This window comes from Myxococcus xanthus (assembly GCF_006402735.1).
Taxonomy (GTDB): domain Bacteria; phylum Myxococcota; class Myxococcia; order Myxococcales; family Myxococcaceae; genus Myxococcus; species Myxococcus xanthus_A.
On the sequence record NZ_CP017174.1, the window covers coordinates 3,185,781 to 3,212,613 of the forward strand.

Annotated in this window: 20 protein-coding genes; 11 read left to right on the forward strand and 9 right to left on the reverse strand. The window is 69.9% G+C overall.

Annotation, left to right across the window (positions count from 1 at the left end; translation table 11 throughout):
• Positions 1-16: 16 nt before the first annotated feature.
• Positions 17-1,762, reverse strand: a complete 1,746-nt coding sequence (gene polX, locus BHS09_RS13565; protein WP_140796444.1) for a DNA polymerase/3'-5' exonuclease PolX — start codon at positions 1,760-1,762, stop codon at positions 17-19.
• A 78-nt stretch (positions 1,763-1,840) separates the two neighbouring features.
• On the opposite strand from polX, the gene BHS09_RS13570 reads away from it, so the two are divergent.
• From BHS09_RS13570 to BHS09_RS13600, 7 genes are all read left to right on the forward strand, one after another.
• Complete coding sequence (locus BHS09_RS13570; RefSeq protein WP_140790287.1) at positions 1,841-2,158, forward strand: Rieske (2Fe-2S) protein; 318 nt, start codon at positions 1,841-1,843, stop codon at positions 2,156-2,158.
• A gap of 239 nt (positions 2,159-2,397) precedes the next feature.
• Complete coding sequence (locus tag BHS09_RS13575; protein WP_140800671.1) at positions 2,398-2,865, forward strand: MogA/MoaB family molybdenum cofactor biosynthesis protein; 468 nt, start codon at positions 2,398-2,400, stop codon at positions 2,863-2,865.
• Positions 2,866-3,030: 165 nt separating this feature from the next.
• Positions 3,031-5,070, forward strand: coding sequence for a M20/M25/M40 family metallo-hydrolase (locus tag BHS09_RS13580; protein WP_140798065.1), 2,040 nt, complete (start codon positions 3,031-3,033; stop codon positions 5,068-5,070).
• A gap of 106 nt (positions 5,071-5,176) precedes the next feature.
• Complete coding sequence (locus tag BHS09_RS13585) at positions 5,177-5,533, forward strand: GatB/YqeY domain-containing protein (RefSeq protein ID WP_140798066.1); 357 nt, start codon at positions 5,177-5,179, stop codon at positions 5,531-5,533.
• Between the two features lie 139 nt (positions 5,534-5,672).
• A complete protein-coding gene (locus tag BHS09_RS13590; RefSeq protein ID WP_140790292.1) occupies positions 5,673-6,578 on the forward strand; it encodes a TIGR02757 family protein in 906 nt (301 codons plus the stop codon).
• 88 nt (positions 6,579-6,666) lie between these two features.
• Positions 6,667-8,232: a hybrid sensor histidine kinase/response regulator gene (locus BHS09_RS13595; protein WP_174260536.1), complete on the forward strand. Its 1,566-nt coding sequence runs from the start codon at positions 6,667-6,669 to the stop codon at positions 8,230-8,232.
• Positions 8,229-9,383, forward strand: coding sequence for a hypothetical protein (locus BHS09_RS13600; protein WP_174258763.1), 1,155 nt, complete (start codon positions 8,229-8,231; stop codon positions 9,381-9,383). Before BHS09_RS13595 ends, BHS09_RS13600 begins: the two co-directional genes overlap by 4 nt.
• 12 nt (positions 9,384-9,395) lie before the next feature.
• Here the strand turns inward: BHS09_RS13600 and BHS09_RS13605 are convergent, their stop codons facing one another.
• Positions 9,396-10,883, reverse strand: a complete 1,488-nt coding sequence (locus BHS09_RS13605) for a phytoene desaturase family protein (protein WP_140798068.1) — start codon at positions 10,881-10,883, stop codon at positions 9,396-9,398.
• A 285-nt stretch (positions 10,884-11,168) separates the two neighbouring features.
• Here BHS09_RS13605 and BHS09_RS13610 point away from each other — a divergent pair, with 285 nt between their 5' ends.
• Positions 11,169-12,287 carry a tetratricopeptide repeat protein gene (locus tag BHS09_RS13610; protein ID WP_237080344.1) on the forward strand — a complete coding sequence of 373 codons (1,119 nt, stop codon included), beginning with the start codon at positions 11,169-11,171 and terminating at the stop codon, positions 12,285-12,287.
• A gap of 6 nt (positions 12,288-12,293) precedes the next feature.
• On the opposite strand, the gene BHS09_RS13615 is transcribed toward BHS09_RS13610, so the two are convergent.
• From BHS09_RS13615 to BHS09_RS13625, 3 genes are all read right to left on the reverse strand, one after another.
• Entirely contained in the window at positions 12,294-13,052 is a 759-nt protein-coding gene (locus BHS09_RS13615; RefSeq protein WP_140798070.1) for an energy transducer TonB, read from the reverse strand.
• Between the two features lie 167 nt (positions 13,053-13,219).
• Complete coding sequence (locus BHS09_RS13620) at positions 13,220-13,936, reverse strand: response regulator transcription factor (RefSeq protein ID WP_090488889.1); 717 nt, start codon at positions 13,934-13,936, stop codon at positions 13,220-13,222.
• Positions 13,933-15,762 (reverse strand): sensor histidine kinase, encoded by a 1,830-nt coding sequence (locus BHS09_RS13625; protein WP_140798071.1) that lies wholly within the window; start codon positions 15,760-15,762, stop codon positions 13,933-13,935. Before BHS09_RS13625 ends, BHS09_RS13620 begins: the two co-directional genes overlap by 4 nt.
• Positions 15,763-15,948: 186 nt before the next feature.
• Between BHS09_RS13625 and BHS09_RS13630 the strand changes: the two genes are divergently transcribed.
• Positions 15,949-16,695 (forward strand): pyridoxal-phosphate dependent enzyme, encoded by a 747-nt coding sequence (locus BHS09_RS13630; RefSeq protein WP_216620194.1) that lies wholly within the window; start codon positions 15,949-15,951, stop codon positions 16,693-16,695.
• 22 nt (positions 16,696-16,717) lie between these two features.
• Here the strand turns inward: BHS09_RS13630 and BHS09_RS13635 are convergent, their stop codons facing one another.
• The 4 genes from BHS09_RS13635 to BHS09_RS13650 all read right to left on the reverse strand — a co-directional run bounded on the left by BHS09_RS13635 (position 16,718) and on the right by BHS09_RS13650 (position 24,033).
• Positions 16,718-17,488, reverse strand: coding sequence for a hypothetical protein (locus BHS09_RS13635; RefSeq protein ID WP_140798072.1), 771 nt, complete (start codon positions 17,486-17,488; stop codon positions 16,718-16,720).
• A gap of 146 nt (positions 17,489-17,634) precedes the next feature.
• Positions 17,635-20,037 (reverse strand): ABC transporter permease, encoded by a 2,403-nt coding sequence (locus tag BHS09_RS13640; RefSeq protein WP_237078282.1) that lies wholly within the window; start codon positions 20,035-20,037, stop codon positions 17,635-17,637.
• A gap of 162 nt (positions 20,038-20,199) precedes the next feature.
• Positions 20,200-20,880, reverse strand: coding sequence for a hypothetical protein (locus BHS09_RS13645; RefSeq protein WP_140790306.1), 681 nt, complete (start codon positions 20,878-20,880; stop codon positions 20,200-20,202).
• Positions 20,881-21,000: 120 nt separating this feature from the next.
• Positions 21,001-24,033, reverse strand: a complete 3,033-nt coding sequence (locus BHS09_RS13650; protein ID WP_174260537.1) for an ATP-binding protein — start codon at positions 24,031-24,033, stop codon at positions 21,001-21,003.
• A gap of 360 nt (positions 24,034-24,393) precedes the next feature.
• Between BHS09_RS13650 and hppD the strand changes: the two genes are divergently transcribed.
• On the forward strand, positions 24,394-25,458 hold the full coding sequence (gene hppD, locus BHS09_RS13655; RefSeq protein WP_140798073.1) for a 4-hydroxyphenylpyruvate dioxygenase: 1,065 nt from the start codon (positions 24,394-24,396) through the stop codon (positions 25,456-25,458).
• Positions 25,459-25,488: 30 nt separating this feature from the next.
• The gene (gene hmgA / locus BHS09_RS13660; protein WP_140790308.1) at positions 25,489-26,826 is read left to right on the forward strand and encodes a homogentisate 1,2-dioxygenase; all 1,338 of its coding nucleotides are present in this window, start codon (positions 25,489-25,491) and stop codon (positions 26,824-26,826) included.
• Positions 26,827-26,833 lie beyond the last annotated feature (7 nt).

Here is a 26,833-nt window from a genome sequence, read left to right on the forward strand (position 1 = left end):
CGGGTGCCGCAGCCTATCACCGGCGCTCGCGCAGCGCGGTGACGAAGCGGTCCGCCGGGAGCGTGTTGAGCACGTCCCCCTTCCGGGCCCAGCCCCGGCGCGCGGTGGCCACCGCGAAGGCCAGGTTCCTCAGGTCCTCCTTCTGGTGCGCGTCGCAGCTCACCACCAGTCGGACGCCCCGCTTCACGGCCTGCCGGACATATTCGGCCTTGATGTCCAGGCGCGCGGGCTTGCCGTTGACCTCCACCGCCACGCCGCGCTCGGCGGCCCGCTCCAGGACCTCGTCCATGCGGACGGGGTAGGGCTCCCGGCTGTTGATGAGCCGGCCGGTGGGGTGCCCCAGAATCTGGAGGCAGGGGTTGTCCAGCGCGGCCAGCAGCCGGCGCGTCATCTGGTCCTCGTCCATGCCGTGCCGGACGTGGATGGAGCCGATGACGACCTCGAGCTGCTCCAGGACGCTGTCGGCGTAGTCGAGCGCGCCGGACTCCAGGATGTCGACCTCAATGCCCTTGAGCAGCCGCACGCCGGAGACGGCCGCGTTGATGCGGTCGATCTCCTCCCACTGGCGCTTGAGGTCATCCACCTTCAATCCGCCTGCGTAGATGGCTGCCTCGCTGTGCTCGGTGACGGTCAGGTACTTCAGGCCCAGCGCCCGCGCCGCGAGCGCCATCTCCTCCAGGCTGTTGCGCCCGTCGGACCAGGTGCTGTGCGCGTGGACCGCGCCCTGGACGTCCTCCAGCGTGAGCAGGTCCTTGGGGAGCTGTCCCTCGCGTGCGGCCTCCACCTCGCCGTTGTCCTCCCGCAGCTCGGGGGGCACGTACTGCATGTCCAGCAGGGCGTAGAGCCCGGACTCCTCCGTCACGGGCACCTTGGTGCCGTCGTCCCGGTGGACGCCCCATTCGGAAATCTTGAGGCCGCGCTCCTGCCCCAGGTTGCGCAGGCGGATGTGGTGCGCCTTGGAGCCGGTGAAGTGGTGCAGGGCGGTGGCGAAGTCCTCGTCGGGCAGCACGCGCAGGTCCACCTGGAGGTCACCGGCCTCCAACCGCACGGAGCATTTGCTTTCGCCCTTGCCCAGCACCGCGGCCACGCCGGGTGCGTTCGCCAGGGCATCCAGCACTGGTCCGGCCTCCGGCGCGGAGGCGATGATGTCCACGTCCGCCACGGTCTCCGCCTGCCGGCGCACGCTGCCACCCAGGCTGGCGCGCACCACGCCCGGCGCGGCCTTCACCCGCTCCAGCAGCGCCGTGGCCACCGGCAGCACCTCGCCCAGCAGCTTGCGCTCGCCGCGCGCGCGCCGGTACAGGGCGATGCCTTCCAGCATCTTCGCTTCGCTCTTCGCGCCGAAGCCTCGGAGCTGCCGCACGCGGCCCTCACGGCAGGCCCGCTCCAACTCCTCGATGTTGCTCACCTGGAGCTCACGCCAGAGCGTGGCCACCTTCTTCGGCCCCACGTCGGGCAGCTGCGTCAGCTCCAGCAGCCCGGGAGGAAACTGCGCCCGCAGCTCCTCCAGGTAGCCGAGCCGGCCGGTGGACACCAGCTCGGAGATCTTCTCGGCGAGCGCGCGGCCGATGCCTGGGAGGCTCTCCAGCCGGCCTTCCGCGACCAGGGGGCCCAGCTCCTGGGGAAGCCCGGCGATGCGGTCCGCCGCCATGTCATATGCGCGGACGCGGAACCCGCTTTCTCCCTGGAGCTGGAGCAGGAGGGAAATGTCACGGAGGACCTGGGCGACGGTGGCCTTGTCGACAGCAGTGGGGATGGTCACGTCGGGAGTCACGGGGAGAAGGTAATGCCCGGGCATCGGGAGTGCAGCCAGTCCCGCGTTGTGGGAAAAGGGGCCGCGATGACGAAGATCAAGCTGGGACCGGCGGACTTCGCCGAGAGGGAAATGCGGGGCTACGAGGTCGGCAAGCGCAACGTGTGTATCGCGAAGATCCACGGGCGCTACAAGGGCTTGGATGACTGGTGCAACCACGCCGGGTGTCTGCTGTCCGGAGGTCGCATCGAGGACAACATGGTCGTCTGCCCGTGTCATGAGGTCGGTTTCGACATGGACACCGGGCACAACGCGACCTCGCCGGGGGTCTGTGACGACCAGCCGACGGTGCAGGTCGCGGTCGAAGACGGCGCGCTCGTCATCGATTGGCCCGACACGCCCTGAAGTCCCTCTCGCACTCGGGAGTACCTGCCATGGCACACGACGGACACGACCACGACCACGACCATGGGCCTCACGGGCACCATCATCACGACCACGGGCCCCACGGGCATCATGGTCACGAGCACGACCACGGGCCTCATGGGCACCACGGTCATGACCACGACCACGCGCATCATCACCACCACCACCCGCACGGCCAAGACCACGGCCCGGCGGAGGAGCACAAGGCGCGAGCGCCGGTGCATGTCAGCACCTTCATCGTGACGTGCTCGGACAGCCGGGACGAGGCGCGCGATGACAGTGGCCGGGTCCTGCGTGAGGGCCTGGAGGCGGCGGGGCATGGCATAGCTGGCACCCTCGTGGTGAAGGATGACCCGGAAGCCATTCGCGGCGCACTGGAATCCGCGCGCGAGGCGGGAGCCCGGGCCGTGCTGTTCACCGGAGGCACCGGCATTGGCCGGCGCGACTGCACGGTGGAGACGCTGCGCCCGCTGTTCGAGAAGGAACTGCCAGGGTTTGGTGAACTCTTCCGGATGCTGTCCTATCGACAGGTGGGAAGCGCGGCGATGATGTCCCGCGCCACGGCGGGCACCTATCAGGGGATGATTCTCTTCGCGCTGCCGGGCTCGCCCAAGGCCGTGCGGCTCGCGTTGGAGGCGCTCATCCTCCCCGAGTTGGGCCACGCCGTCCGTGAGCTGTCGCGTTAGCGTCCGCTCCGCGCTTGTCTCAAGCCACGAGAATGGCTGAGGCCGGCGTGTTTCGTCGCGAGCAGTGTCCCCTGTTTTCGCGGGAAGTGTAAGTTGACGGTGAAGGCAGGGACTTCTCTCCCTGCCATCTCAACCGCACGTCCCCGCCTGGCAGTGGAGAAACGTATGTACATGAAGCGCCTCGCTTCAGTCCTCCTGGTGCTCTGTAGTGTCTCGGCGTTCGCGAAGGCGCCCCCGGCGAAGGCTCCCGACCACGAGGTGTGGATCACCCTCGGCTCGGATGCCCTCGAACACGTCAACGCCGCTTTCGCCAGCGCCGGGCATGCGGCGCCCTCGCTGCGCGGGCAGAAGGCGGACGTCACCGCGCTGCGCGTGCGGGAGTCCCAGCTCAACCTCATCTCGCGGATGATGCACGAGAAGCTCAACCGCTGTGGTGGCTTCATCTACCACGACACTGAAGCGGCCGCGCTCGCCGCCCTGGACCCATCGGTCGCGGCGAAGGCCGCCAAGGCCACGGCCGTCACGTACAGCCTCGACAACGCGTCGACGGTCAACGCGTTGCAAGCGGGGATTCAGGAACTCGCCATCCGAGGAGTCATCGACCACCTGTCCAGCTACGCGACGCGTTACTACACGTCGACGACGGGCGTGACGTCCGCCAACTGGCTGAAGGGCTACTGGGAGTCGCTGGTTCCGGCGACGCGCTCCGACGTCACCGTCGAATTCTTCAACCACGCCTCGTGGGCGCAGCCCTCCGTCATCCTGACGATTACCGGCGCCACCATGTCGGAAGAGGTCGTCGTGCTCGGTGGCCACCTGGACTCCACCAGCAACGGCAGCACGGCTCCCGGCGCGGACGACGATGCCTCGGGAATCGCCACGCTCACCGAGGTGATTCGCGTGGCCATGCTCCAGAACTACCGCCCGGAGCGCACCGTGAAGTTCATGGCCTACGCGGCCGAGGAAGTGGGCCTGCGCGGCTCTTCGGCAATCGCCACCAAGTACGCGGCGGATGGAGTCGACGTGGTGGGCGTGCTCCAGCTCGACATGACGAACTACAACCTGCGGTCGAACATCGACGTGGCCTTGGTGAGCGACCGGACGAACGCGGCGCAGAACACGTTCGTCACCAACCTCATCGACACGTATCAGCCTGAACTCGAATGGAGCACGACGGTGTGTGGCTACGCGTGCTCGGACCATGCGTCTTGGACGAGCGCGGGCTTCGCGGCCTCGATGCCCTTCGAGGCGCCGCTGAGCGCGTCCAACCCGTATATCCACACCGTCAATGACACGCTCCACAACAGCGGGGGCGATGCCCGTCACGCGCTCAAGTTCGCGAAGCTGGCCGCCGCGTACGTGGCGGAGCTGGCGAAGGGTGGGGTGGTGATTGACCAGACGCCGCCGGAGGTCGCCATCACCGGCCCTTCGGCTGGCAGCACGGTGTCTGGAGTCACGACCGTCACGGCCTCGGCCACGGATGCTTCCGGTGTGAACCGCGTGGAGTTCTTCGTGGACGGCGAATTGAAGGCGACGGACACCACGGCGCCGTACGCGTTCAACTGGGACACAGCCGCGGTGCCGAATGGCAGCCACACCGTGACGGCGCGGGCGGTGGACCTCGTGGGTGTCGCGGCGACCAGCGGCGGGGTGTCCGTGACGGTGAGCAATGCCACCAGCACGGCGGGCTTCGATTCGGTCCTGAGGGCGCCGCGGTGTGTCTCGGCCTCCAACGCGTGTGATTCCGGGACGCTGCTCAACGGCCGCGCCGGAATCGGGCCCGAGTCGAACGCGCCCAACACCATCAAGAATTCCTGCCGGGATGGCGTGTCGGGTGCGTACCTGTTGGACCAGTCGAACGAGCGCATCGTGGTGTCCACGCTGGATGGGACGAACTTCGCGCCGGGCAAGTTGGTGCGCATCGATGCCACGGTCTTCGCCTTCAACAAGCTCAACGACAAGCTGGACCTGTTCTACGCGGCCGACGCCAACAACCCCGTCTGGCAGGTCATCACCACGCTGCCCGTTCCGTCCAAGGGCCTCCACACGCTGACCGTCACCTACACGCTGCCGGAGGGCAGCAGCGCCCAGGCCGTGCGCGCGGTCTTCCGGAACCGCGGAAGCCAGACGCCTTGCATGGAAGGCAACTACAACGACCACGACGACCTCATCTTCGCCGTGCAGCCGTCCGCGTTGCTGCGTTAACGCTCCCGGTGCGTCGGGTCTCCAGGCCGCGTCGCTGCCTGGGCCTGGAGACCTCCGACGGAGCGCGCACCTTGAGTCGCCCCACGCGCGTCGATAGGGTGCGCACATGCGAACCGTGGATGAGTGGAAGGCGGCACTGCGCGCTGCATTGAAGGAGGCCATGCGCACACGGAGCACGCAGGCTTCAGCGGTGCTTCGTGAGACGCTCGCGGCCATCGACAACGCGGAAGCACCGGACATGCGCGTGGCGCCCACCGCCGTCGGTGGCGAGTTCGCCGGAAGCGCGGGTGGGCTGGGACGTGGAGAAGTGCTCCGGCTGGCGTTGACGCCGGAGGCCGTGAAGGCCGTCATCGACCGCGAGCTCCAAGAGCGGTGGGATGCGGTGGCCCTCTACGAGAAGCTGGGGAAGCACGACGAGGCGAGCGCCGTGAAGGCACAGCTGGACGTGCTGCTGGCGCTTTGAGGGAAGACGGGACGGCGGCCCGCCGTTCTCGCACCATGTGGGAGTCCCTGTCGTGACAGCGCGCTCGAGGAGCCGCACCGCCCCGGCCACTGGCCTTTCCCCGCGAGCCGCCGAGCACCTCCGGCCACGGCTGGAAGCCGTGCTGACGTCCACTGACGCGCGCGCACGCATCGCCTTCGATCCGGTGGAGTTCCCGCATCGCTACGAAGACCCGCGCGACATCGAGGTCAGCGCGTTGCTGGCGGCCGGGTTGGCGTACGGCCGCGCGGACTTGTTCCGTCCCAAGGTGGACGCACTGCTGCGCCGCATGGGCGCGTCTCCCGCCGCCTTCGTCAAGGCACTGGACGTGGTGGGCGCGCGGGCGCTGCTCGAAGGCTTCGTGTACCGCTTCAACGTGGGCACGGACGTAGCGGTGCTCCTGCTGGGCATGGGCCGCGTGCTGCGGGAGCTGGGCAGCCTGGAGGCATTGTTCCTCCAGGGGCTCCAGGCGCGTGACACCCTGCACGGCGCGTTGGACCACTTCACGACGGGCCTGCGCGCCATCCCCATGGAGGCCTTGCGCAAGGCGCTGGGGCCAGAGCGCGGCCTGCACCACCTGCTGCCCTCGCCGCTGGGTGGGGGAGCGGCCAAGCGTCTCAACCTCTACCTCCGGTGGATGGTGCGGGGGCCGGACACCGTGGACTTCGGCATCTGGAGGGGCGTGCCACCTTCCGCGCTCCTGATTCCTTTGGACACCCACATTGGCCGCATCTCGCGGCACCTGGGACTGACTCACCGCAATGATTTGACGTGGCGCACGGCGGAGGAGGTGACAGCCGCGTTGCGCGTGTTGGACCCGGCCGACCCCGTCCGTTACGACTTCGCACTGTGTCACTACGGCATGAGTGGGGCCTGCCCTGCCCAACCCATCGCGGAGAATTGCGGTCGCTGCCCGCTGCTGCCGGCGTGCGCCGTGGGGCCACAGGTGGTGGCGGCGGCGACCCGCCGGGTCCAAGGAACCACCGCTCGGAAGGGCAGAGAACTGTCGGCGACGCGACGACGTTGACCGTGGAGCGCCCGGGCGCTGCAATGGGTACGTGGCTCCGGCTCCCGCGCGCGGAACCCGGGGCTCATGGGGCCGGAGGATTGACGCCGTGTTTGTGACGCTGGTGGCATTACCTCCCGAGGTGTCGGAGGAGGTCGAGCGAGGGATTCTCGAGTCCGACGCGGGACGGAACTGCCAGATCTTGCGTGTGCCCCTGGCGGGTACCTTGCCCGAGGCCATCTCCGAAGGACTCATCGTCCTGTGGGACGACGGCGGCCCGTTGTCGGAGCTGTGCACGAGTTGTCAGCGGTTGAATGCCCTGCGCGGCGTACCCCGCACGCACCTGGTCGTGCTCACGGGGCGCGTGCCCGAGGAAGCCGACGCCCTGGCCGCAGCCGGCGCGGATGAGTGCCTGCCCGCGCCCGGGACGCACTGGGGCGTGCGGCTCTCGAGTCTTCGCCGGCGCCAGTCGGCGCTGTCGGATGGAGACGCCACGCCCACGCCGGGCCTCCACGCGGCCTCGGACCGCGCGCAGTTGGAGTCGCAGTGGGTGCTGGCGGATCGGATGGCGTCGATTGGCACGCTCGCCGCGGGCGTCGCGCACGAAATCAACAACCCCCTGTCCTACGTCAGCTCCAATCTCTCGTACCTGCGCGAGCTGCTCGCCCAGCCGGAGCTGTCCCACGAACAGCTCATGGAGTTGCGTGAGGTGGTGGCCGAAGCGCAGGAGGGCGCAGGCCGCGTCAGCGCGATTGTCCGCGACCTGCGCACCTTCTCCCGCGCGGATGAAGAGCTGCATGGTCCGGTGGACATGGTGCACGTGGTGGACGGCGCGCTGCGGCTGCTCCGCAACCAGATTGGGTTGGTCGCCCGGCTGACGTGCACGTTGGAGCCGGTGCTGCCCGTTCATGGCAACGAAGCGCGCCTCACCCAGATTGTCGTGAACCTGCTGTTGAACGCGCTCCAGGCGCTGCCGGACCGTGCGCCCGAGGAGAACCGGGTGCGGGTGTCCCTGCGCGCCAGCAGCAGCCGGCACGTGGAGCTGGAGGTTTCCGACAACGGCCACGGCATGGCGCCGGACGTGCAACGCCGCATCTTCGACCCGTTCTTCTCCACCCGTCCCGTCGGAGAGGGCACGGGGCTGGGGCTGTCCATCAGCCTTACGCTGGTGCAGGCCATGGGCGGACGCATCGAGGTCTCCAGCGCGCCCGGCTGGGGCAGCACCTTCCGCATCGTCCTGCCCACGCAGGCCGCGGGCTGGACGGATGGCGTGGAGCCGGCGCAGGCCCTGGAGCCGGCGCCCGCTCGCCTTCGCCGGCGTCTGCTGCTCATCGATGACGAGCCCTCCGTGGGCAACTCGGTGAGCCGGCTGGTGCGTGACGTGTATGAGATTCACGTCGTCCAGGACGCGCGCGAAGCCCTGCGCTTGCTCTCCATGGGGGAGCGGTTCGATGCCATCCTGTGCGACGTGATGATGCCGGGCATGAGCGGGCTGGACTTCGTGGTGGAGCTGGAGCGGCTGGCGCCGGACCTCGCGCTGCGCACCGGGCTCATGACGGGGGGCGCCTTCACCGCGCAGGCGCGTGAGTTCGTGGGCCGCCGCACGCGCGGGCTGCTGGAGAAGCCCTTCGAGCGCGAGCGTCTGTGCACCTTCGTGGAGCACCTCTTCCAATGAGCCGGGCGGTGCGGCGGAGTCTGGCGGCGTCGCTGGTGGCGCTGCTGGCCGTGGGCTTGTGGGTGGTGCCGGGGTGGCTGCAGGGCCTGTCGCTGGTGGTGCGCGCGGCGGGCATGCAGGGCCGCATGGAGACGGCGCTCGCGGACTGGCGCACGGTGCCCTTCGACGTGAGCGACTTGCGCGTGCCCACGCGGCACGGGCTGGTGCGCGCCCGGTTGTACCGGCCGGTGACGCAGCGCGGGCGCACGGTGGTGCTGACCTCGGGTGTCCACGCGGATGGCATCGACGAGCCCCGGCTGGTGAAGCTGGCGGAGGACCTGGCCATGGGCGGCCAGCCGGTGCTCACCCCGGAGCCGCCGGACCTGCTGCGCTACGAAATCACGCCGCGCCTGCCGGACATCATCGAAGACGCCGCCGTGTGGGCCGCGTCGCAAGCGGACCTGGCGCCCGACGGCAAGGTGAACCTGTTCGGCATCAGCTTCTCTGGCGGTCTGTCGGTGGTGGCGGCGGGACGGCCTGCCTTGAAGGACCGGGTGGCGGCCACGCTCTCCTTCGGCGGGCATGGGGATTTGCCGCGCGTGCTCACCTTCTTGTGCTCGGGCGAGCTGCCGGATGGAAGTCACCTGGCCCCGCATGACTATGGCGTGGTCATCATCCTGCTCAACGTGGCGGAGAAGCTGGTTCCTCCCGAACAGGTGGAGCCCCTGCGCGCGGGCATCCGGACCTTCCTGCGCGCATCGCATCAAGCCATGGTGGATGGCCGCCTCGCGGCGGAGACGTTCGCCAAGGCGCGTGCCCTCCAGGCGGAGCTGCCGGAGCCAGCGGCCACGTTGATGGGCTACGTGAACACGCGCAACGTGGCGGCGCTGGGCCCACGCTTGCTTCCCTTCGTGAAGACGTTCGCCGCGGACCCGGCGCTGTCACCGGAGCGCTCGCCGCCGCCCTCCGCGCCCGTCTTCCTGCTGCACGGCGCGGGGGACACGGTGATTCCCGCCATGGAGTCCAGCCGGCTGGCCGCGGCCCTGCGCCCCCACACCGAGGTCCACGCGCTGGCCACGCCGCTCATCACCCACGCGGAGATGGATGGGCCGCAGGCGTTGATGGACGTGTGGCGGCTGGTGCGCTTCTGGGCGGACCTGCTCGACGCATGAGGGGCGCCGGCCTCAGCTTCGCGAGGTGATGCTCGCGGCGGTGCGCACGCCGCCCACCGCGGTGGCCAGGGTGCTCTGTCCGGGGAACACCGAGTCCCCCACCAGCCACAGTCCCTCCCGGACGTGGAAGGGGCCCAGGTGTCGGTAGTTCTCCAGTCCCGCGCGCCGGGGCACGCCGCCCACCGCGCCCGCGTCGCGCTGCGTGAAGCGCTGGTACGTGCGTGGGGAGGCTGTCATCGCGTGTGTCTGACCCTCCAGCCACTCCGGCGCGAGCTGTCGCAGCCCCTGGTCCATCCGCGCCTGGATGTGCTCCATGTAGCCGCGCTGTGCCTCCACGGGGAGCGCGGAGAGCGTCGTCAGTGGCACATGGGTGGACACCGTCACGGTGCGATGTCCCGGTGGCGCCCGGCCCGTGTCGGCCTCACCGCTGATGGACATGAACAGGTGATTGCCTTCGATGAACGGCGCGGACGGGTCCTCCACCAGCTCCAGGTGATGCGCCTGTCCATCCGCCCCGTCGGGCGTGCGCACCACCAGGTATCGCATCGCCGCGCCCCAGCCGGACTCGACGCGCCGGGACAGCCTGTCCAAGCGGGGCATCGTCTCCAGGGGAACGTCCAGCAGCCGGCTCAAGCTTCGCGGCAGCACGTTGGCCACCACGTGGCGTGTCCGCAGCTCGCCTCGACGCGCGCTCACGCTCCATCCTCCGGCGACCGGCGTCACGGCCTTCACCCGGTTGGCCAGCAGGACGGTGCCTCCCTGGGCCTCCACCGCGCCCGCCAGGGCCCGCGCGAGCTGACCGATGCCGCCCCGGACATGGCCCGTGCCGCGCCAGTAGTAGTCCATGGCGGCCAGGGCGAAGGGGGCCTCCGCTTCGGCCGCGCTGCACTGGACGGTAATTTGGCAGAGCGCGTCCAGGTACGTGCGCAGCGGTGCGAACGTCGTCAGCCCCAGGTGCTCCAGCACCGCGCCCAGGGGGCGTCCCAGCCATCGCAGCAGTGGGGGATATTGGAGCGCCCGGCCCGCGTGGCGCAGCAGGGCACGCAGGTCCAGCGGGGGCAGCAGCGTCGGGTCGTCGAAGAGGGGCCACAGGGCGCCGGCCACCTGGGCCTGGAGCGCGAAGAGACGCCGCACCGCGGGCGCGGGGGCATCGGGCAGGGCGCACAGGGTTTCGATGAAGCGCTCGCGGTTCCGATACACGGGAAGCCGCGCGGTGGAGGTCCGCAGCTCCACCACGGGGTCCAACCAGTCCACCGTGATGGGCAGGGCGAGCTCCCGAATCCACCGGCCGAAGAGCTGGTGTGGCTCGAAGCCCGAGAAGAGCGTGGCGCCTGATTCGAAGGCATGGCCGCCTCGCTGGAAGGTGCTGGCGCAGCCGCCGGGGTAGTTCAGTGACTCGCAGAGCGCCACGCGCGCGCCTCGCCGCGTCAGCTCCAGCGCGGTGGCCAGTCCGCCAAAGCCCGCGCCCACCACCACCGCGTCGTACCAGGTGCTTGGCATCGTCCCTGCCCCGAAACCCGGGGCGGCTTGGAGGACGGCCGGGAAGACCGTGCCCTCGCCGCCTGGCGCCGCGGTCCGGGCGGGGCGCGGCGCTTGGGTCCTAACGAAGGCGCGCCAGCCCCGCGAGCCCTTTCAAGCCACTTTCGGAGTGCTTGCCTGGCGGTGGACATCTCCCAGCCGAAGGGGCTCGGGACATGTCGATGTGTTTCGAGGCTCCGGATGGAGGAGCTCCCGGGCATAGACTGGTGGCCGTTGTCCTCGCATCCTTCGAAGGGGCCCTCGCGCGTGCGCCAATTCTTCATTGTCCTCGGCTGTTCCTTCGTCCTCGGGTGCGCGTCCACGCCGAAGCCCGTCCCAGCAGCGCCTCCCGATGCCGCCGAGACGTCCCAGGCGGAGCACGAGACACCGGGGTACCTCTCGCCCTCCGAAATCGTGAAGGTGCTGGAGGATTCCAAGGTCGCCTATCGGGTCGAAGGCAAGGACTCACCCCCGGGCGGGTGGGGCGACCAGCTGTGGCCTCAGCGCGTGGCCCTGATTGACGTCCCCCAGGTGGAGGTGGAGGACGGCCGCCGTACCATCCGCGAGTGGCCCACGCCCGCCGGGCTGAAAGCCCTGCTCGATGAGGTCGAACCCCACTTCCAGGCGAAGCGCTACGACGAGGCCGCGAAGCTGTACGCCCAGGCCACGGACCTGTGTCCCGAGTGCTACGTGGCGTGGGTCTTCCGGGGCGACGCGGACTACTTCGCCGGAGACGCGGCCACCGCGCTGGAGCACTACGTCCGCGCCACCACCCTCAACCCCTATGACCACCGTGCCTGGTTCTTCCAGGGCAATGCCCTGGCGAAGCTGGGGCGCTTCGAGGAGGCGCTGGATGCCTGGGCGCAGTGCCTGGCGCTGAGCCCGCGCTACCCCGTCATCCGCCAGTTCTTCCGCACCAACGCGCACCTGGGGTTGGTCATCCGCGGTGACACCATTGTTCCGCGCGGGTACGCCGAGCGCGCCGCGGAGGGCGTCTCCATCCAGTTCGACCCCAACCACGACCCGGCCTGGCTGGCGTTCGCCAACTGCAAGGCCCTGTGGCTGGGCGAGCCGTCACACCGGGCGAAGATGACGGGCTCCACCGAGGAGCAGTTCACCTCCGTGGAGGAGATGGAGTGCCTGGCATCGGCGCTGGCGGTCCATGAGAGCCAGAAGGCGGAGGGCAAGACGGATGCCTCGGACCCCACGCTGGACCGGCTCTTCGCCATCGCCCAGGAGGGGCTGCTGCTGGAAGCGGTGTTGTTCGAGGTGGGCGCGCGCGTCCACCCTCAAATCGCGCTCACCCTGGATGATGAGCTCCGCCGGCGCCTCAAGAAGTACGTCCTGACGCACGTCCTGGTGCCGGCGGGAGGCCACGGGGGCTGAGTCGCCCTAGCGGGGCAGCTTGAGCCGCAGCGTGAACACGTAGGACACGCTCACCGTCCGGCCCTGGTACTGCACTGGGGTGTAGCGGCGGGCGTGGAGCGCATCGAGCACGGACTCGTTCATGTGCGGCAGGCCCTTGATGATGCGGCAGTCCGTCACGTCGCCGCGCACCGTGATGACACACTTGGCAATCATGGTGCCCTCCACTCGGGCGGCGAGCGCCTGGTGCGTGTATTCGATGCCAGGGCTTCCCATCAGCCTGGGCGGCGTCATGCCCGAGCCGAACGGCATGATGTCGGTGCCCGTTCCCTCCTGCCCAGGGCCCAGGCCGGGCACGTACTGCACGCCAACCACGTTGCTGTCCTCGTAGCCCTCCGGATGCCCACCCGGCACGCCATCCCCCGGGTCCGCCAGCTCGTCCGTCGAGGTGCTGGTGTCGATGCTCGCCACCGCTTCCACCGGCTTGGGCGGCGCATCCACCACCGGCGGCGGCACGCGCGCGGGCACTCGGTCCCGGTTGCGCGGGCGAGGGCGTGGCGCGGTGGCTGCCTTCGGCTGCGCGGGGGCGGGGGAGCCCTTCGCCACGCGCGGGGGCTGCGCCACGCGGAGCACCAGCTCCTTCGGCTCCGGCGGCTCGCTCGGACTCGGCGGCCTCGCGGAGATGAAGAGCACCGCCCCGAACAGGGCCGCATGCAGGGCGATGGACATCCACACGCCCGTGCCAAGACGTCCAGCCCGCTGCCGCTCGATGACCGAATTGAACATTCCGGATGGCCTCCCTCAGCGTCAGGCGCTCCCGGTGATGGCCGTGCAAGACGGACGGCACCGACGGGGACGGGTGGCTGCGGAGCGCCCTGTCCACGCAAGAGTCAACCTACGGAGTCGGCGTTCTCGAATGGCGGTGGGGCGGCCATCGCTTCGTCATGGTTGTGTCATGACGAAGCGACCTCCATGCGGTAGCCCACGCCCCGGATGGTGTGGATGGAGAAGCCGGAGGTGCTCGTCCACCCCAGCTTCTTCTTCAGGCTGGAGACGAAGTTGTCCACCGTGCGTGGGTCCACCACCACGTCGCGGCCCCAGACGGCGTCCAGGATTTCGCCTCGGGGCAGGGCCCGGTCCTGGTGCCGCAGCAGGAAGGCCAGCAGGTCGAACTCCGTGCGCGTCAGCTCCACCACTGAACCGTCCGCGCGCGACACCTGCCGCCGGCCCAGGTCCAGGGTGAAGCCGCTGAATCCCATCTGCTCCGGCGGCGCCGTGCCGGAGCGGCGCACCAGGGCGCGTACCCGGGCCAGCAACTCCCGCAGCCGGTAGGGCTTGGTGAGGTAGTCCTGCGCGCCCACCTCGAAGCCCCTGAGGATGTCGTCCTCCAGGGAGCGCGCGGTGAGCATCAGCACCATGCTCTTGTTGCCCTGTGTCCGCAGCCGGCGGCAGAAGCTGTAGCCGTCCTCGCCGGGCAGCATGACGTCCAGGATGAGCAGGTCGAACGCACGCTCTTGCAGCAGCCGCTCCGCGTCGCGGGTGCTGGGGGCCTCGGCGACGAGGTAGCCCTCGTCCAGCAGGTTGTCCCGGAGGCCGACGCGCAGGTGGGCGTCGTCCTCGACGATGAGGATGGCGGGACGGAGGGGCGGGGTGGATGTGGCGGTGTTCATCGAGCCGGCTCGTTGAATATCAGCGCGAAGGTGGTGCCGTCGGGTCCCGAGGAGGCCACCTGGATGTCGCCCCGGTGCAGCTTCATGATTTTGCGGCACAGGGCAAGGCCCAGCCCGCTGCCATGGACCTCCGTCCCGGGCACCGTCAGCCGGTAGAAGTCCAGGAAGGCGTTCTCCCATTCGGACTCGGGGATGCCGATGCCGTTGTCCTGGAAGAGCACCGTGCAGCCGTAGCCGGGAATCATCTGCGCGCGGATGGAGATTTCGACGGGGCTTCTCCGGTTGTAGGCGCACGCGTTGCGGCCCAGGTTGGAGAACAACATCCGCAGCAGGCCCGGGTCCGCTTCCAGCTCCACGCCTTCCAGTTCCGAGGTGATGTGGACGGGGACGTTGGTCGCGACGGCCAGGTCGTCGCGCAACGGGTGGATGAGCTCCTCCAACCGCACGCGCGAGGTCCGCAGCGTCCAGCGGCCCTTGTCGATGCGGTTGAACGACAGGATGTTCTCCACCAGGAAGTGCAGCCCGTCCGCGGCCTGGACGATGCGCGCCGGGTAGTCGCGCACCTCCGGCGCCTGCGCCAGCTTCCGCTCCAGCGTCTCACCCAGCAGGCGGATGGAGGCCAGGGGCGTGCGCAGCTCGTGGGAGACGGTGGCCACGAAGTCGCTCTTGAGCTCCAGGAAGCGGTACTTGCGCTGCTGGGCCACCACCGCGAGCGCGACGATGGCCACCGCGAGCCCGCCGCACACGGCCACCAGCAGCGTCTTCAGCCCGTAGCGCGCGTCGATGTCCGCCTCCTGCCGCGCCCACTGTGGCATGTCCACCGCCAGTTTCAGCGTGCTCAGAGGGAGGACGGCGCCGCCCGCGCGCAGTCGCAGGCGCCCCGTCGCGTCGAAGAGGCCGCGCGCCTGCATGTCCTGGGTGATGGGCTGGAGCATCGCCTCCATGTCCACCGCGATGCCGTACACCGCCTCGCCGCGCAGCGCCACGTACCAGGACTCGCCCAGGAGGGTGGGCTCGTAGATCTCCTCGGGAATCACCAGCATGCCCGCGCCCGCCTCGCCCACTCGGGCCAGGAAGTCGCCCGTGGGCTCGTCCAGCGCGGCGCTCACCCGGACGATGCGCGCATGGAGGAAGTCGAAGTCCGCCTGTGTGAAGCGTGAACGCTCGCGCAGCACGTCCCGTTGCAGCCCCGACGCCCGGGCGAAGCCGCCCAGGTCCTCCGGGAGGCCCTCTCGCAGCAGGGCCCGCACCAGCGGCGTGGTGGTGGGGCCGCGCTGGAGCCGCTCCACCACCAGCAGCAGGAAGGGCAGCTCCTGCTCGGGTGTCAGCCGGTTCGCCGCGTGGTAGCGCAGCAGCTCCTCCACGCGGGTGGCCGCGCCCCGCGCGTCCTGGGCCGCCAGCGCGGCCTCCACCGCGCGCAGCCGCGTGAGGCGGGGTTCCCATTCCCCCGCGGGGGCGCCGTCCTTCAGCCTCGCGCCCAGCCGGGCATGCACGTCCCGCGCGGGCGTTCCGGTGCCCGGCATGGGGATGGTGAGGCGCGGCAGGAACTGGTAGCCGCGGAAGTTGATGTAGTAGCCCTCGCCAGGCTCGAGTGGGTCTCCCACGGCGGCGTGGAGGGTGGGGATGCTCTCATCGAGCTTCTTCGCCAGGTTCTGCCGCAGGGCCTCTTCGGCCGCGTGGGCCAGCGCGTCCCGGCGCGAGCGCAGCTGCGCGTGGGCGTCATCACGCTCCTGGCTGAAGATGCGCTGGAGGCTGACCAGCCCCCAGCCAAGGGCCAGGAGGCCACAACCCAGGGCGACGAGCGTAGGAAGGAGCCGGCGCAGCATGTGGAGCCGCCGCTGACTATCGCACAGCCGCCTTCCCCCAGAGGCTTTTCACTTCAGCCTCCTGGCCGGGGCGAGTGTCCTGGGCCGGTGAGCGGGCGGACTTCGGGTCCACGTCCGGACAGCCCCCGTGCCGCGCGGCTGGCGTGGGACGTCCCCACCGGGGAGGTTGGGGATGGAGGTTCACGCATGCGCGTCGTGTTTCCCTTGTCACGGCCCTGGCCGGGGGGGCCGGTGGTGCTCTGGGGTGGAGCGCTTCCGGCGGGCAGTCTGAAGTACCTGACGTTCTCCCATCACCTCCAGTCCGCGCCCGCGGAGACGAAGGGCCTGGTGGAGCTATCCGGCGCGTCGTCGGCGCTGGCGCTGGATGCGCTGGGCCGCGAGCGCGGGCTGCCGGTGGTGGCCCTCACGGACACGATGGGCACCGCGTACCTGCGCGCCAACGGCTTCGGTGGGGAGGTGCGCACCGTGCACGGCTTCACGCAGGCCTGGGAGCTGGCGCTGGACTACGAGCGCCAGGGCTGGTTCTGGCCCCGGCAACTCGCCAATGGGGCGCTGGTGGAGAGCGTGGAGTCGTGGACCACGCGGCTGCTCGACATCGTCCGGGACGTGTATCCCGCCGTGCGCTGCGTGGTGTGTGGCTTCGGCACGGGGGCCACCGTCGCGGGGCTGTACCGGCCCTTCTCCGCCGCGGGCTATGAGGTGGTGGGCTTGCAACCCGCGTCCGGCAGGACGATGCCCGGCTGGCGGCGCTGGGCGGAGCAGAGCCTGGGCTCCAAGGACCTCTTCTACCCGTACCGCGAGGATGTGCCCCTGGAGACGGCGGACGCGAAGGCGGTGGACGCGCTCGCCGCGCTGCTGGCCTGGGCACGCTCGGAGCGGCGGCCAGAGGAGGTACTCGTCATCTCCCACAACGCGAGGCCCCCGTTCGAATGACGGGGGCCTCCGTCACGGCACTTCAGCGGCCGCGGCCCTGGCCACCGCGCTGACCGCCCGGAGGGCCACCCACGGTCCGGTCCTCGCGGCGCAGCGACTGGTACTGGGAGCGCTGGCCCTCGTCGAGGATGGCGTTCATCTCCTGGTCGGTCTGCTGGCTCTCGGTGCGCAGCGCCTGGCGCATGTCGCGCACGGTCTTCGTGCCGGCGCGGACCTCCTCCATGAGCGCCTGGCGCTTGGTGGACTCGGCCTCCAGCCGGCGCGTCAGCGTCTGCTCCTGGGTGTAGTTCAGCCGAGCGTCGGTGACGAACTTGCGCACGCGCTCCTTCTGCTGCGCCTGCTGCTGAACCTGCGCCTGCTGCCACTGCTGCTGCCGCTCGGCGCGCTGCTCGTTGCGCATCTCGTCCTGGACGTTGCGCACCGCGTCCTTGAGGTAGTCGCGGCCGCCCTCGGAGTTCAGCGCTTCGCCGGCGACCATGCCGCGCACCTCGGCGCGCAGTTGCTCCACCTCCGCCGCGAGCGCCGCGGGCGGCGGAGAGGCCACCACCTTCCCATCCGCCGTCAACGTGGGGCGCCGCTCCACCTCCATCAGCCGCCGGGACAGGCTGATGGACGTGTCCTCCAGGGCTTTTACCCGGCGCTCCAGGTTGATGACGTCCGCGGCGACGCTGGTGGGCTGCTCGGGCGGAGGGGACGGGGGCGGAGCCTGCACCGTCTCTCGTGGACTCCAGAGGGCCACCACGAGCGCCGTGGCGGCAAGGAAGAGGGCGGCAATGCTGGCGAGCTTGTTCACGTCTACTCCGACGGAAGCTGGAACGACTTATTCCATATCAGGAGCTGTCCAGCCCCGTCCGCCCACCTGTCGGGAGGGAAATCGCCCCGGAGAGGCCCCGATGGGTCGCCCGGATGCCCGCTTCCCGGCCGCCCCCGGCGCGAGGCCTACTCCGCGCGCAGGGACACCGACGGCGGGACACGGCTTGCCCGCAGCGCGGGCAGCCAGCAGGCGACCAGGGAGATGACCGACAGCGCCACGGCCACGCCCAGGAAGATGTCCGGAGCGAAGGGCTCCACGCCATAGAGGGTCGCCGCCATGAGGCGGGTGCAGCCGAAGGCCGCGATGAGCCCCACGCCCACGCCCGCCGCGGTCAGCCGCAGGCCCTGGCCGAGCACCAGCCCCAGCACCTGCTGGGGATGGGCCCCCAGCGCCATCCGGATGCCCAGCTCCCGCGTCCGTTGGCTCACCGAATACGCCAGCACGCCGTAGACGCCGACACCGGCTAGGAGGACGGCGAGCACGGCGAAGGCCGCCAGCAGCCGTGTCGTGGCCCTGGGGCGGAGCAGGATTTTCTCCACGCGCTCGGTGAAGGGCAGCAAGTCGTAGATGGGCTGTTCGGCGTCCACCGCCTTGACTTCCTCGCGCAGCGCGGCCAGCGCCGATGCAGACGGGCCTTGGGTGCGCACCAGCATCGTCATGGCCCGCAGGGGAAATTGCGCGAAGGGCACGTAGCTCTCGGGTTCCGCGGGCTCCGTGAGCGTCTGGTGACGGACGTCCTCCACCACGCCGACGATTTCCCGGAAGGGCTGCTCTTCAGACCAGCTCAGCTGCACCCGCCGGCCAAGGGCCTCCCCGCCACCGAGGAACTTCCGGACGAAGGCCTCGTTGACGATGATGATGGGCGCGCTCTTCTCCGTGTCCTGGGGCCCGAAGTCGCGGCCCTGTCGCACGCCAATGCGCATCGCGGAGAAGTAGCCGGGCGAGGCCACCCGGTACTCGGTGTAGTACCGCTCGCTAGGCGAGGCCGAGCCACCTTCCAGGAAGAAGTCCCCGCCGGAGCCCGAGCCCCCCAGCGGCGCGTCGTTGATGAAGCCCACCGCCTCCACCCCGGGTCGTGCCATCAGCCGCTCCGCGACGCCTTCGAAGAAGGCCCGCTTGCGCGCGTCCTCCTGGTACGCGTCGGGGGCGAGCGTCAGCTGCGCGGCGACGACCCCCTCCGCGTCGAAGCCAGGGTCCACCGCCTGGATGTTCTGCAGCGAGCGCACGATGAGACCCGTGCCCACCATCAGCACCAGCGCGAGCGCGAGCTGCACCATGACGAGCGCGCTGCGCAGCGGATGCCCGGAGCGCGCGCCCACGGCGCTGCCGGATTGCCGCAGCAGCGGCAGCACGTTCATCCCCGACGCATGCATCGCGGGCGCCAGGCCGAAGAGCAGGCCGGTGCCCACCGATAGCAGCACGCTGAAGCCCAGGACGGTGCCGTTGAGCTCCAGCGGCGCCACGCGCAGCATGCTGGCGGGCAGCAGGGTGCGCACCAGCTCCATGCCCCACAGCATCAGCAAGAGCCCCAGCACGCCGCCGAAGAGGGACAGCAGCACGCTCTCCACCAGGGACTGCTGGAGCCGCCGTCCCTGGCTGGCGCCCAGCGCCGCCCGGATGGCGCCGTCCCGCTGCCGGGACAACGTGCGTACCAGCATGAGGTTGGCCACGTTGGCGCACGCGATGAGCAGCACGAAGCCCACCGCCACCCACAGCATCCACAGCACATCCCGCGTGTTCGTCGTGAGGTGGTCCTGCCAGCCCGTCACCCGCACGGTGTGGCGCTTCTGCCCTGGCTCGGGGTGGCCAATGCCCTGCGCCGCGCGCTCCAGGTCCGCTCGGGCCGCCTCCAGTGAGACGCCCGGTGCCAGCCGCCCCAGCACCGACTGGTAGTGGTTGCCATGCCGCTGCGGGTCCTGCCACTCGGGGACCCACACATCCGTGTCCTCGGCGAACTCGGGGAACGAGAAGTCCTCCGGCAGCACGCCCACCACCGCGTGGCTCCGGCCGTTGAGCACCAGCGTCTGGCCCACCACGTCCGGGACGCCGCCGAGCGCCCGCTGCCAGTAGCCATGGCTCACCAACACCACGGAGGTGTCACCTCCGGGCGGCGCGTCCTCTTCACGGAGGTCGCGCCCCTGCGCGGGTTGCACCCCCAGCACGGAGAAGAAGTTGGGGGTGATGCGCGCCGCCCGCACCCGCTCGGGCTCGTCCGTTCCCGTCCGGTTGAGGCTGGTGCGTCCGAAGCCCGCGAGCTGGCTGAAGCCCTTCGAATGCTCACGCCAGCCGAGCAGCTCCGGTGCCGCCACCGAGGCGTGGCTCACCGACTCCTGCACGCACCAGATACGGACCAGGGATTCGGGGAGGGGAAAGGGCAGGGGCCGCAGCAGCATCGCGTGGATGGCGCTGAACAGGACGGCGTTCGCCCCGATGACCAGCGCCAGCGTGAGGCCCGCGGCCAGCGTGAAGCCGGGGGTTCGTGTCAGGGTGCGTATCGCGTAGCGGAGGTCTTGGAGGAGCGAATCCATGGCTGCGGCCATGAGCGAAGGACATGCCAACCGCCTCGCGGGCGCAACCACTGGGCATGTGGAGGGTGGCCTCCCCGGAGCACGCCCTGGGAGTGCGCGGATGCGGGAAGGCCCGTCCCGGAAACGGACAGGCCCGCGACGGGACGCCCGCTCACCGGCGCGTCAGTGGACGTCCCACCGGGCGGCGATTTCCTCGCACGCCAGCCGGACGTCGTTCATCCGGCGCTGCTGGGCCTTGGGCGCCTGGAAGAGCCGGCCCGCGAAGACGTCGAACACGCCCACCAGCCGCGGGTCCACCGGGCCGCGCTGCTCCAGCCGCTCCTCGGCGTAACGCTGGAGCACCGTGGCGATGTATTGCCCGGAGCGCTCGTCCAGCGGCGTGTGCTTGGAGAAGTAGAGCTTCAGCAGTCCGGAGCGCATCAGCCCCTGGGCATCCACACTGCGCAGCAGCACGTCCGGGCGCACGCTGATGTCCACGCCCGCCAGCGCCAGCGGCGGCAGGTCCGCGTCCACGGGGCTGGCAATCGCGCGGGTGGCCAGACCCCCCGCGGACACCAGGCAACGCTGGAGCGCCTCCGCGCACAGGGCCAGCCGGTGCGCGTCGTAGTCGGATTCCGGCTGGGCGTTGAGGAGCCGCCGCTGGTGGTAGCGGAGGATGACCTCGTCCCGGCCTTCACACAGGAACTCGATGATGGCCTGGGCGGCGGCGGGGTAGCGCAGGTACTGCGGGTCCACCGGGTGCTTCTGGCCCTGGATGATGCGCTTTCGCAGTGACGGCGTCGCGGTGAGGTACTGGCCCAGCTTGTTGACGGAAACGCGCGGACTCTCACGGGTGACGGTCATGGTTCGGCCTTCCTTTCCGGCTTCGGGAATGAAGGCAGACTACCGGAAGGGTCTGACATTCCCGGGGCGGCCAGACGGGCCGGCCGCCCCATGGAAATCACACCCGTGGGGTAGGCCATGTCAGGCCCGTCGTGGTGGGCCCCGGTTGGACATGGAGGCGATGACGGCCATCAGCTCCACCGGTTCAATGGGCTTGGGCACGTGGGTGGTGAAGCCCGCGAGCAGCGCGCGCGTCCGGTCCTCCATGCGGGTGTAGGCCGTGAGGGCCACCGCGGGGATGCCGCCGCCCTGTTCCTCGGGCAGGGCCCGGACGCGGGCAATGAAGCGGTACCCGTCCTCCTCGGGCATGCCGACGTCGGAGACGAGCACATCGAACGATGCCTTGCGGAGCTCGGCCAGCGCGTCCTCCGAAGAACTGGCCGTGGTGACGATGCCGCCACACGTCTCGATGATGCTGCGAAGCAGCTCGCGCGTGTCCTCCTCGTCGTCCACCACGAGCACCCGAAGGCTCGCGAGCTGGGGCGGGCAGGGGATGTCCTGCTCCTGCAACGGGCCGCGGAGGGTGGGAGGCACCAGCATCTCCCGCCTCAGCGCCACGGCCTGCGGCAGGCTGACGATGAAGGTGGCCCCCCGGCCCTCGCCCTCGCTGGTGGCCATCACGGTGCCGCCGTGCAGCTCCACCAGGTGCCGGACGATGGCCAGTCCCAGCCCGAGCCCCCCGGCCTTGCGCGTGGTGCTGCCGTCGGCCTGTCGGAAGCGCTCGAACACGTGCGGCAGGAACTGCGGGGAGATGCCCTGGCCCGTGTCGGCCACCGTGATTTCCACCGAGGAGTTGCGCCGCTCCACCAGCACCTGGACGCGGCCTCCCTTGGGGGTGAATTTCACGGCGTTGGACAGCAGGTTCCACACCACCTGCTGCAGGCGGCTCGTGTCGCCCATGATGGTGCCGCCCGAGTCGAGCGCGGCCTGGATGCGGATGCCCTTCGCCTCGGCGGCGGGCCGCAGTGACTCGAGCGCGGCCTCCACGACGTGGCTCACGTCGACGGACGACACCTCCAGCTTCAGCTTGCCCGTCATGATGCGGCTCACGTCGAGCAGGTCCTCGACGAGCTGCCCCTGGGCGCGGGCATTGCGCTCCACGGTGGCCAGCGCCCGCTCCCGCTTCTCCGGCGGCAGCGTGCCGGTCCGCAGCATCTGCACCCAGCCGAGCACCGCCGTGAGCGGCGTGCGCAGCTCGTGGGAGACGGTGGCGAGGAACTCGTCCTTGAGCCGGTTGGCCTCCTCCGCCTCCTCGCGCGCCACGCGCTCCCGGGCGAGCAACCGCTCCCGCTCCGCTTCCAGTCGCTTCTGTGCGCGGATGTCGCGGCTGACGGTGGCGATGCCCATCTGCCGCTGGGTGTCGTGCTCCACCAGGGCGAAGGTGTGGTACTGCGCCGCGATGGGCTCGCCCGTCGGGAAGTGCCGGAAGCGGAACTCTCCCTCCCACCGGCCGCCCTGGAGGATGGCGGGCGCGATGTGTTCGTCGACGTAGGTCTGGTCTTCGGCCAGGAAGAAGTCCCGCAGGTGGTACCGGGTGATGTCTTCATCGCGCCCCAGGCCCAGCAGGCGCCGCCCCGCATCGTTCACCCACACCGCCCGGCCGGATGGGTCTCCCACGCCGATGAAGTCGGGGGATTGCTCGACGATGGTGGCCAGCCGCTCGCGTTCCCGTTCAGCGCTCCGTCGCTCCGTCACGTCCTGCAGCGCACCGACGACGCGCTCAGGCTTCCCCCGGGCGTCGAAGTGCGTCTTCACCATGGCCAGCAGGAAGCGCTGCACGCCATCCCAGCCCTGCACGCGGCACTCCAGGCGAATCGCCCCCGCACCCGGGCGCAGCGCCTGTTCGATGGTGCGCCGGGCGCGGTCCAGGTCGTCGGGATGGAGCCGGGCCGCGGCTTCCGCCAGCGTCGGAGACTTGCCGGGGGGAAGGCCCAGGTGCTGCAGGGCCCGCTCGTCCCACGACAGCACGCCGCGCTCATACTGCAATTCCACGACGCCCAGCTGACCGGCGGCCAGGGCCATCCGCAGGCGTTCCTCGCTGGCCCGGAGCGCCGCCTCCGCCTGGGCCCGCCGGGCCACCTCTGCCTCCGCATGGGCCCGGGCCTGCTGGGCGTGTGCGTAAGCCTCGCGCTCGGCGCGCTTCTCCTGCTCCACGGCCAGGTGGGTGGCCAGCTCGCGCGCCAGGTCCTCGAAGAACTGGCGATAGGTGTCGTCGAAGCGCAGCCGGGGGCTGATGCCCAGGACGACCACACCCCGGAGGCTGTCCGTGCTGGTGCGGCGCAGGGGCAGCACCAGCGCCTTCTCCGTCGGCTCGGGCCAGGGGCCGAACTGGCGGGCTCCCAGGATGGACGGCACCGACTCCAGGAGGACCGGGACGTTCGCCGCCACGGCCTGCTTCGTGGCCTCCGTGATGCGTCCCAGGTCCATGACGGCGTGCTGCGCCAGCCCGTCGAGCCCCGTGGACTCCGTCAGCTCCAGCCGCTGTTCGCCCTCGTCCCAGTGGTAGATGAGCGCGAAGGGGATGTCCTGGGGGTTGTCCGCCAGGGCCCGGATGGCATCCGTGGTGGCGCGCTCGGAAGGCCCGTTCACCCGGGGCGCCAGCGCGCGAATCGTGGCCAGCCGGCGTTCGCTGAGCACGACGTCGGTGACCTCGAAGACGACCTGGAGGATGCCCGCGATGGTGCCCGCGTCGTCCCGCAGCGGACTGAAGTCGAAGGTGAAGTAGGCCTCTTCATTGAACCCGTAACGGGTGAGCATGAAGAAGGTCTTCGCCACCTGCGTCACTTCGCCCGTCGCCAGGAGCTTGCGCATCCAGGGCGAGATGACGGGATAGGTGTCGGGCCAGCACTCGCGGTAGGTGGCGCCCAGGTAACGGGGATGGCGCGGGCCCATGATGACCGCGTAGCCGTCGTTGTAGACCTGGATGAGCTCGTGCCCCCAGAAGATGATGGCCGGTGCCGGCATCTCCAGAATCATGGCGACGAAGGCCTTCAGCGGGCGGGACCACGATTCGTAGGGGCCCAGTTGGGTGCGGCTCCAATCGTGCGAGCGCAGCAGTTCGCCCAGTTCGCCACCAGGGACAGGGAGTTCAGTCTGGGAAGTGAGTTGTTTCACGCGGTCGGTGAGATGCAGGGCGGGTGCGTTATCTAGCTATGCAGCCTGCCGCGTCCTGGCCGTATGCGTCCGGCCGAATCGCGACGAAGCGGGGAGGCAAGCGCTTGAACCACGCCCAGCGTCGTGCCGTGAACAGCCCTCCGCCGCCCGGGCGCCATCCGTCCCCAGGGCAAGTTGATGGTGGATTCACGACGCAAGGCGCTGTGCAATGCCCTGACAGTCTCTGGCTGGACTTTGTACTTTTTATGCAGGGGAGCCATTCCTACGTTCGCGGGTGGAGGCGTTCTCGACAACGGGGCGCTTCGGCGACTCGCGCGGGCCGTGAAGGTCCGCGCCACAGCAACGCACGGAGGCGGCGTCATGGCGGATACGGCAGAGAACCCTCTTGGGCTGAATGGCTTCGAGTTCGTGGAGTTCACCAGCCCCCAGCCAGAGGTGATGGAGCGCCTCTTCGAGCGGCTGGGGTTCACCGCGTACTCCAAGCACCCGTCCAAGGAACTGGTCCGCTACAAGCAGGGCGGCATCAACCTGCTCATCAACCGCGAGTCCGCAGGACAGGCCGCTGAGTTCCGCGCGGAGCACGGTCCGTCCGCCAGCGGCATGGCCTTCCGCGTGGCGAACGCGCGCAGCGCCTACGAGATGGCCCTGGAGCGTGGCGCCAAGGCGGCGGACCCGGAGCGGGGCTCGCTGGGTGAGGGCTCCTATGTCCTGGAGGGCATCGGTGGCAGCCTGCTGTATCTGGTGGACCGCCACGGGGCGATGGGGTCGCTCTATGACACCTGGCAGGAGATTCCGGGCGCCGAGGAGGCCGAGGCGAAGAACAGCGTGGGCCTGGAGACGCTGGACCACCTGACCCACAACGTGCGCCGCGGGCAGATGCGCACCTGGTCGTCCTTCTACAACCGCATCTTCGGCTTCACCGAGCAGAAGTACTTCGACATCAAGGGCCAGGCCACGGGCCTGTTCAGCCAGGCGATGATCGCTCCGGACAAGGCCATCCGGATTCCGCTCAACGAGAGCCAGGACGACAAGTCGCAGATTGAAGAGTTCATCCGCCAGTACAAGGGCGAGGGCATCCAGCACCTGGCGCTCACCACGCCGGACATCTACGACACCGTGGAGCGGCTGCGCGCGCGCGGCGTGGCGCTGCAGGACACGCTGGAAACCTACTACGACCTGGTCGACAAGCGCGTCCCCAACCACGGCGAGGACCTGACGCGGATGCGCAAGAACCGCATCCTCATCGACGGCAGCGAGGACGAGGGCCTGCTGCTCCAGATCTTCACCGAGAACCTCTTCGGGCCCATCTTCTTCGAAATCATCCAGCGCAAGGGCAACGAGGGCTTCGGGAACGGCAACTTCCAGGCGCTCTTCGAGTCCATTGAGCTGGACCAGATTCGCCGCGGCGTCATCAAGGTCGACTAGTCCGCGCGCCGCGCTTGCGAGGAGAATCCGGTGACTACCCAGCCTTCCTCCGTGGTGTCGCCGGGGAGCGTCCTCAAGACGGCTCCCGGCGCCTATCTGTCTGGCTTCGGCAACGAGTTCGCCACCGAGGCGGTGCCCGGCGCACTGCCCGAGGGACAGAACTCACCCCAGCGGGCGCCCTTCGGCCTCTATGCCGAGCAGCTGTCGGGCTCGGCCTTCACGGCCCCGCGCCGGGAGAACCGGCGCTCCTGGCTGTACCGCCTCCGGCCCAGCGCCAACCACCCTGCGTTCCAGCCGCTGGCGCAGGGGCTCTTGCGCAGCGGGCCCTTCGACGAGGTGCCCGCCTCGCCCAACCGCCTGCGTTGGAGTCCCCAGCCCCCGCCGGCCCAGCCCACTGATTTCGTGGACGGGCTCGTCACCTACGCGGGCAACGGGGACGCGGCGTCGGGCGCGGGCATCAGCATCCACCTGTACGCGGCCAACCGCTCCATGGTGGACCGGGTGTTCTTCGACGCGGACGGCGAGCTGCTCATCGTCCCGCAGGCGGGGCGGCTGCGGCTGGTGACGGAGCTGGGCGTGCTGGACGTGGCGCCGGGCGAAATCGCGTTGGTGCCGCGCGGGGTTCGCTTCCGCGCGGAGCTGCCGGAGGGCCAGGCCGCCGGCTACGTCTGTGAGAACCACGGTGCGTTCTTCCGCCTGCCGGACCTGGGGCCCATTGGGGCCAATGGACTGGCCAACCCGCGCGACTTCCTGACGCCGGTGGCGGCCTTCGAGGACGTGGACCGGCCCACGGAGGTGGTGCAGAAGTTCCAGGGGCGGCTGTGGTCGGCCCGGTATGCGTACTCTCCGCTGGACGTGGTGGCGTGGCACGGGAACCTGGCGCCGTACAAGTACGACCTGGCCCGCTTCAACACCATCAACACGGTGAGCTTCGACCATCCGGATCCGTCCATCTTCACGGTCCTCACGTCGCCCAGCGAGGTGCCGGGCACGGCCAACTGCGACTTCGTCATCTTCCCGCCTCGGTGGATGGTGGCCGAGCACACCTTCCGGCCGCCCTGGTTCCACCGCAACGTGATGAGCGAGTTCATGGGGCTGGTGCACGGCGTCTACGACGCGAAGGCGGGCGGCTTCGCGCCGGGCGGCGGCTCTTTGCACAACTGCATGAGCGGCCATGGCCCGGACCGGACCAGCTACGAGCAGGCCGTCCAGGCGGACCTGCAGCCTCACAAAATCAAGGACACGCTGGCCTTCATGTTCGAGTCGCGCTGGGTCATCCGTCCCACGCGCTTCGCCATGGAGTCGCCGGCGCTTCAGCAGGACTACGACGCGTGCTGGGCGGGCTTCCAGAAGGCGAAGTTGCCTTGAGGGCCGC

Bases quoted from the DNA above. Each gene is read 5' to 3' on its own strand.
- BHS09_RS13585 (WP_140798066.1), top strand. From the start codon at position 5,177: ATGCGAACCGTGGATGAGTGGAAGGCGGCACTGCGCGCTGCATTGAAG.
- BHS09_RS13615 (WP_140798070.1), bottom strand. From the start codon at position 13,052: ATGTTCAATTCGGTCATCGAGCGGCAGCGGGCTGGACGTCTTGGCACG.
- BHS09_RS13600 (WP_174258763.1), top strand. From the start codon at position 8,229: ATGAGCCGGGCGGTGCGGCGGAGTCTGGCGGCGTCGCTGGTGGCGCTG.
- BHS09_RS13625 (WP_140798071.1), bottom strand. From the start codon at position 15,762: ATGCTGCGCCGGCTCCTTCCTACGCTCGTCGCCCTGGGTTGTGGCCTC.
- BHS09_RS13630 (WP_216620194.1), top strand. From the start codon at position 15,949: ATGCGCGTCGTGTTTCCCTTGTCACGGCCCTGGCCGGGGGGGCCGGTG.
- BHS09_RS13580 (WP_140798065.1), top strand. From the start codon at position 3,031: ATGTACATGAAGCGCCTCGCTTCAGTCCTCCTGGTGCTCTGTAGTGTC.
- BHS09_RS13570 (WP_140790287.1), top strand. From the start codon at position 1,841: ATGACGAAGATCAAGCTGGGACCGGCGGACTTCGCCGAGAGGGAAATG.
- BHS09_RS13640 (WP_237078282.1), bottom strand. From the start codon at position 20,037: ATGGATTCGCTCCTCCAAGACCTCCGCTACGCGATACGCACCCTGACA.
- BHS09_RS13645 (WP_140790306.1), bottom strand. From the start codon at position 20,880: ATGACCGTCACCCGTGAGAGTCCGCGCGTTTCCGTCAACAAGCTGGGC.
- BHS09_RS13620 (WP_090488889.1), bottom strand. From the start codon at position 13,936: ATGAACACCGCCACATCCACCCCGCCCCTCCGTCCCGCCATCCTCATC.
- BHS09_RS13605 (WP_140798068.1), bottom strand. From the start codon at position 10,883: ATGCCAAGCACCTGGTACGACGCGGTGGTGGTGGGCGCGGGCTTTGGC.
- hppD (WP_140798073.1), top strand. From the start codon at position 24,394: ATGGCGGATACGGCAGAGAACCCTCTTGGGCTGAATGGCTTCGAGTTC.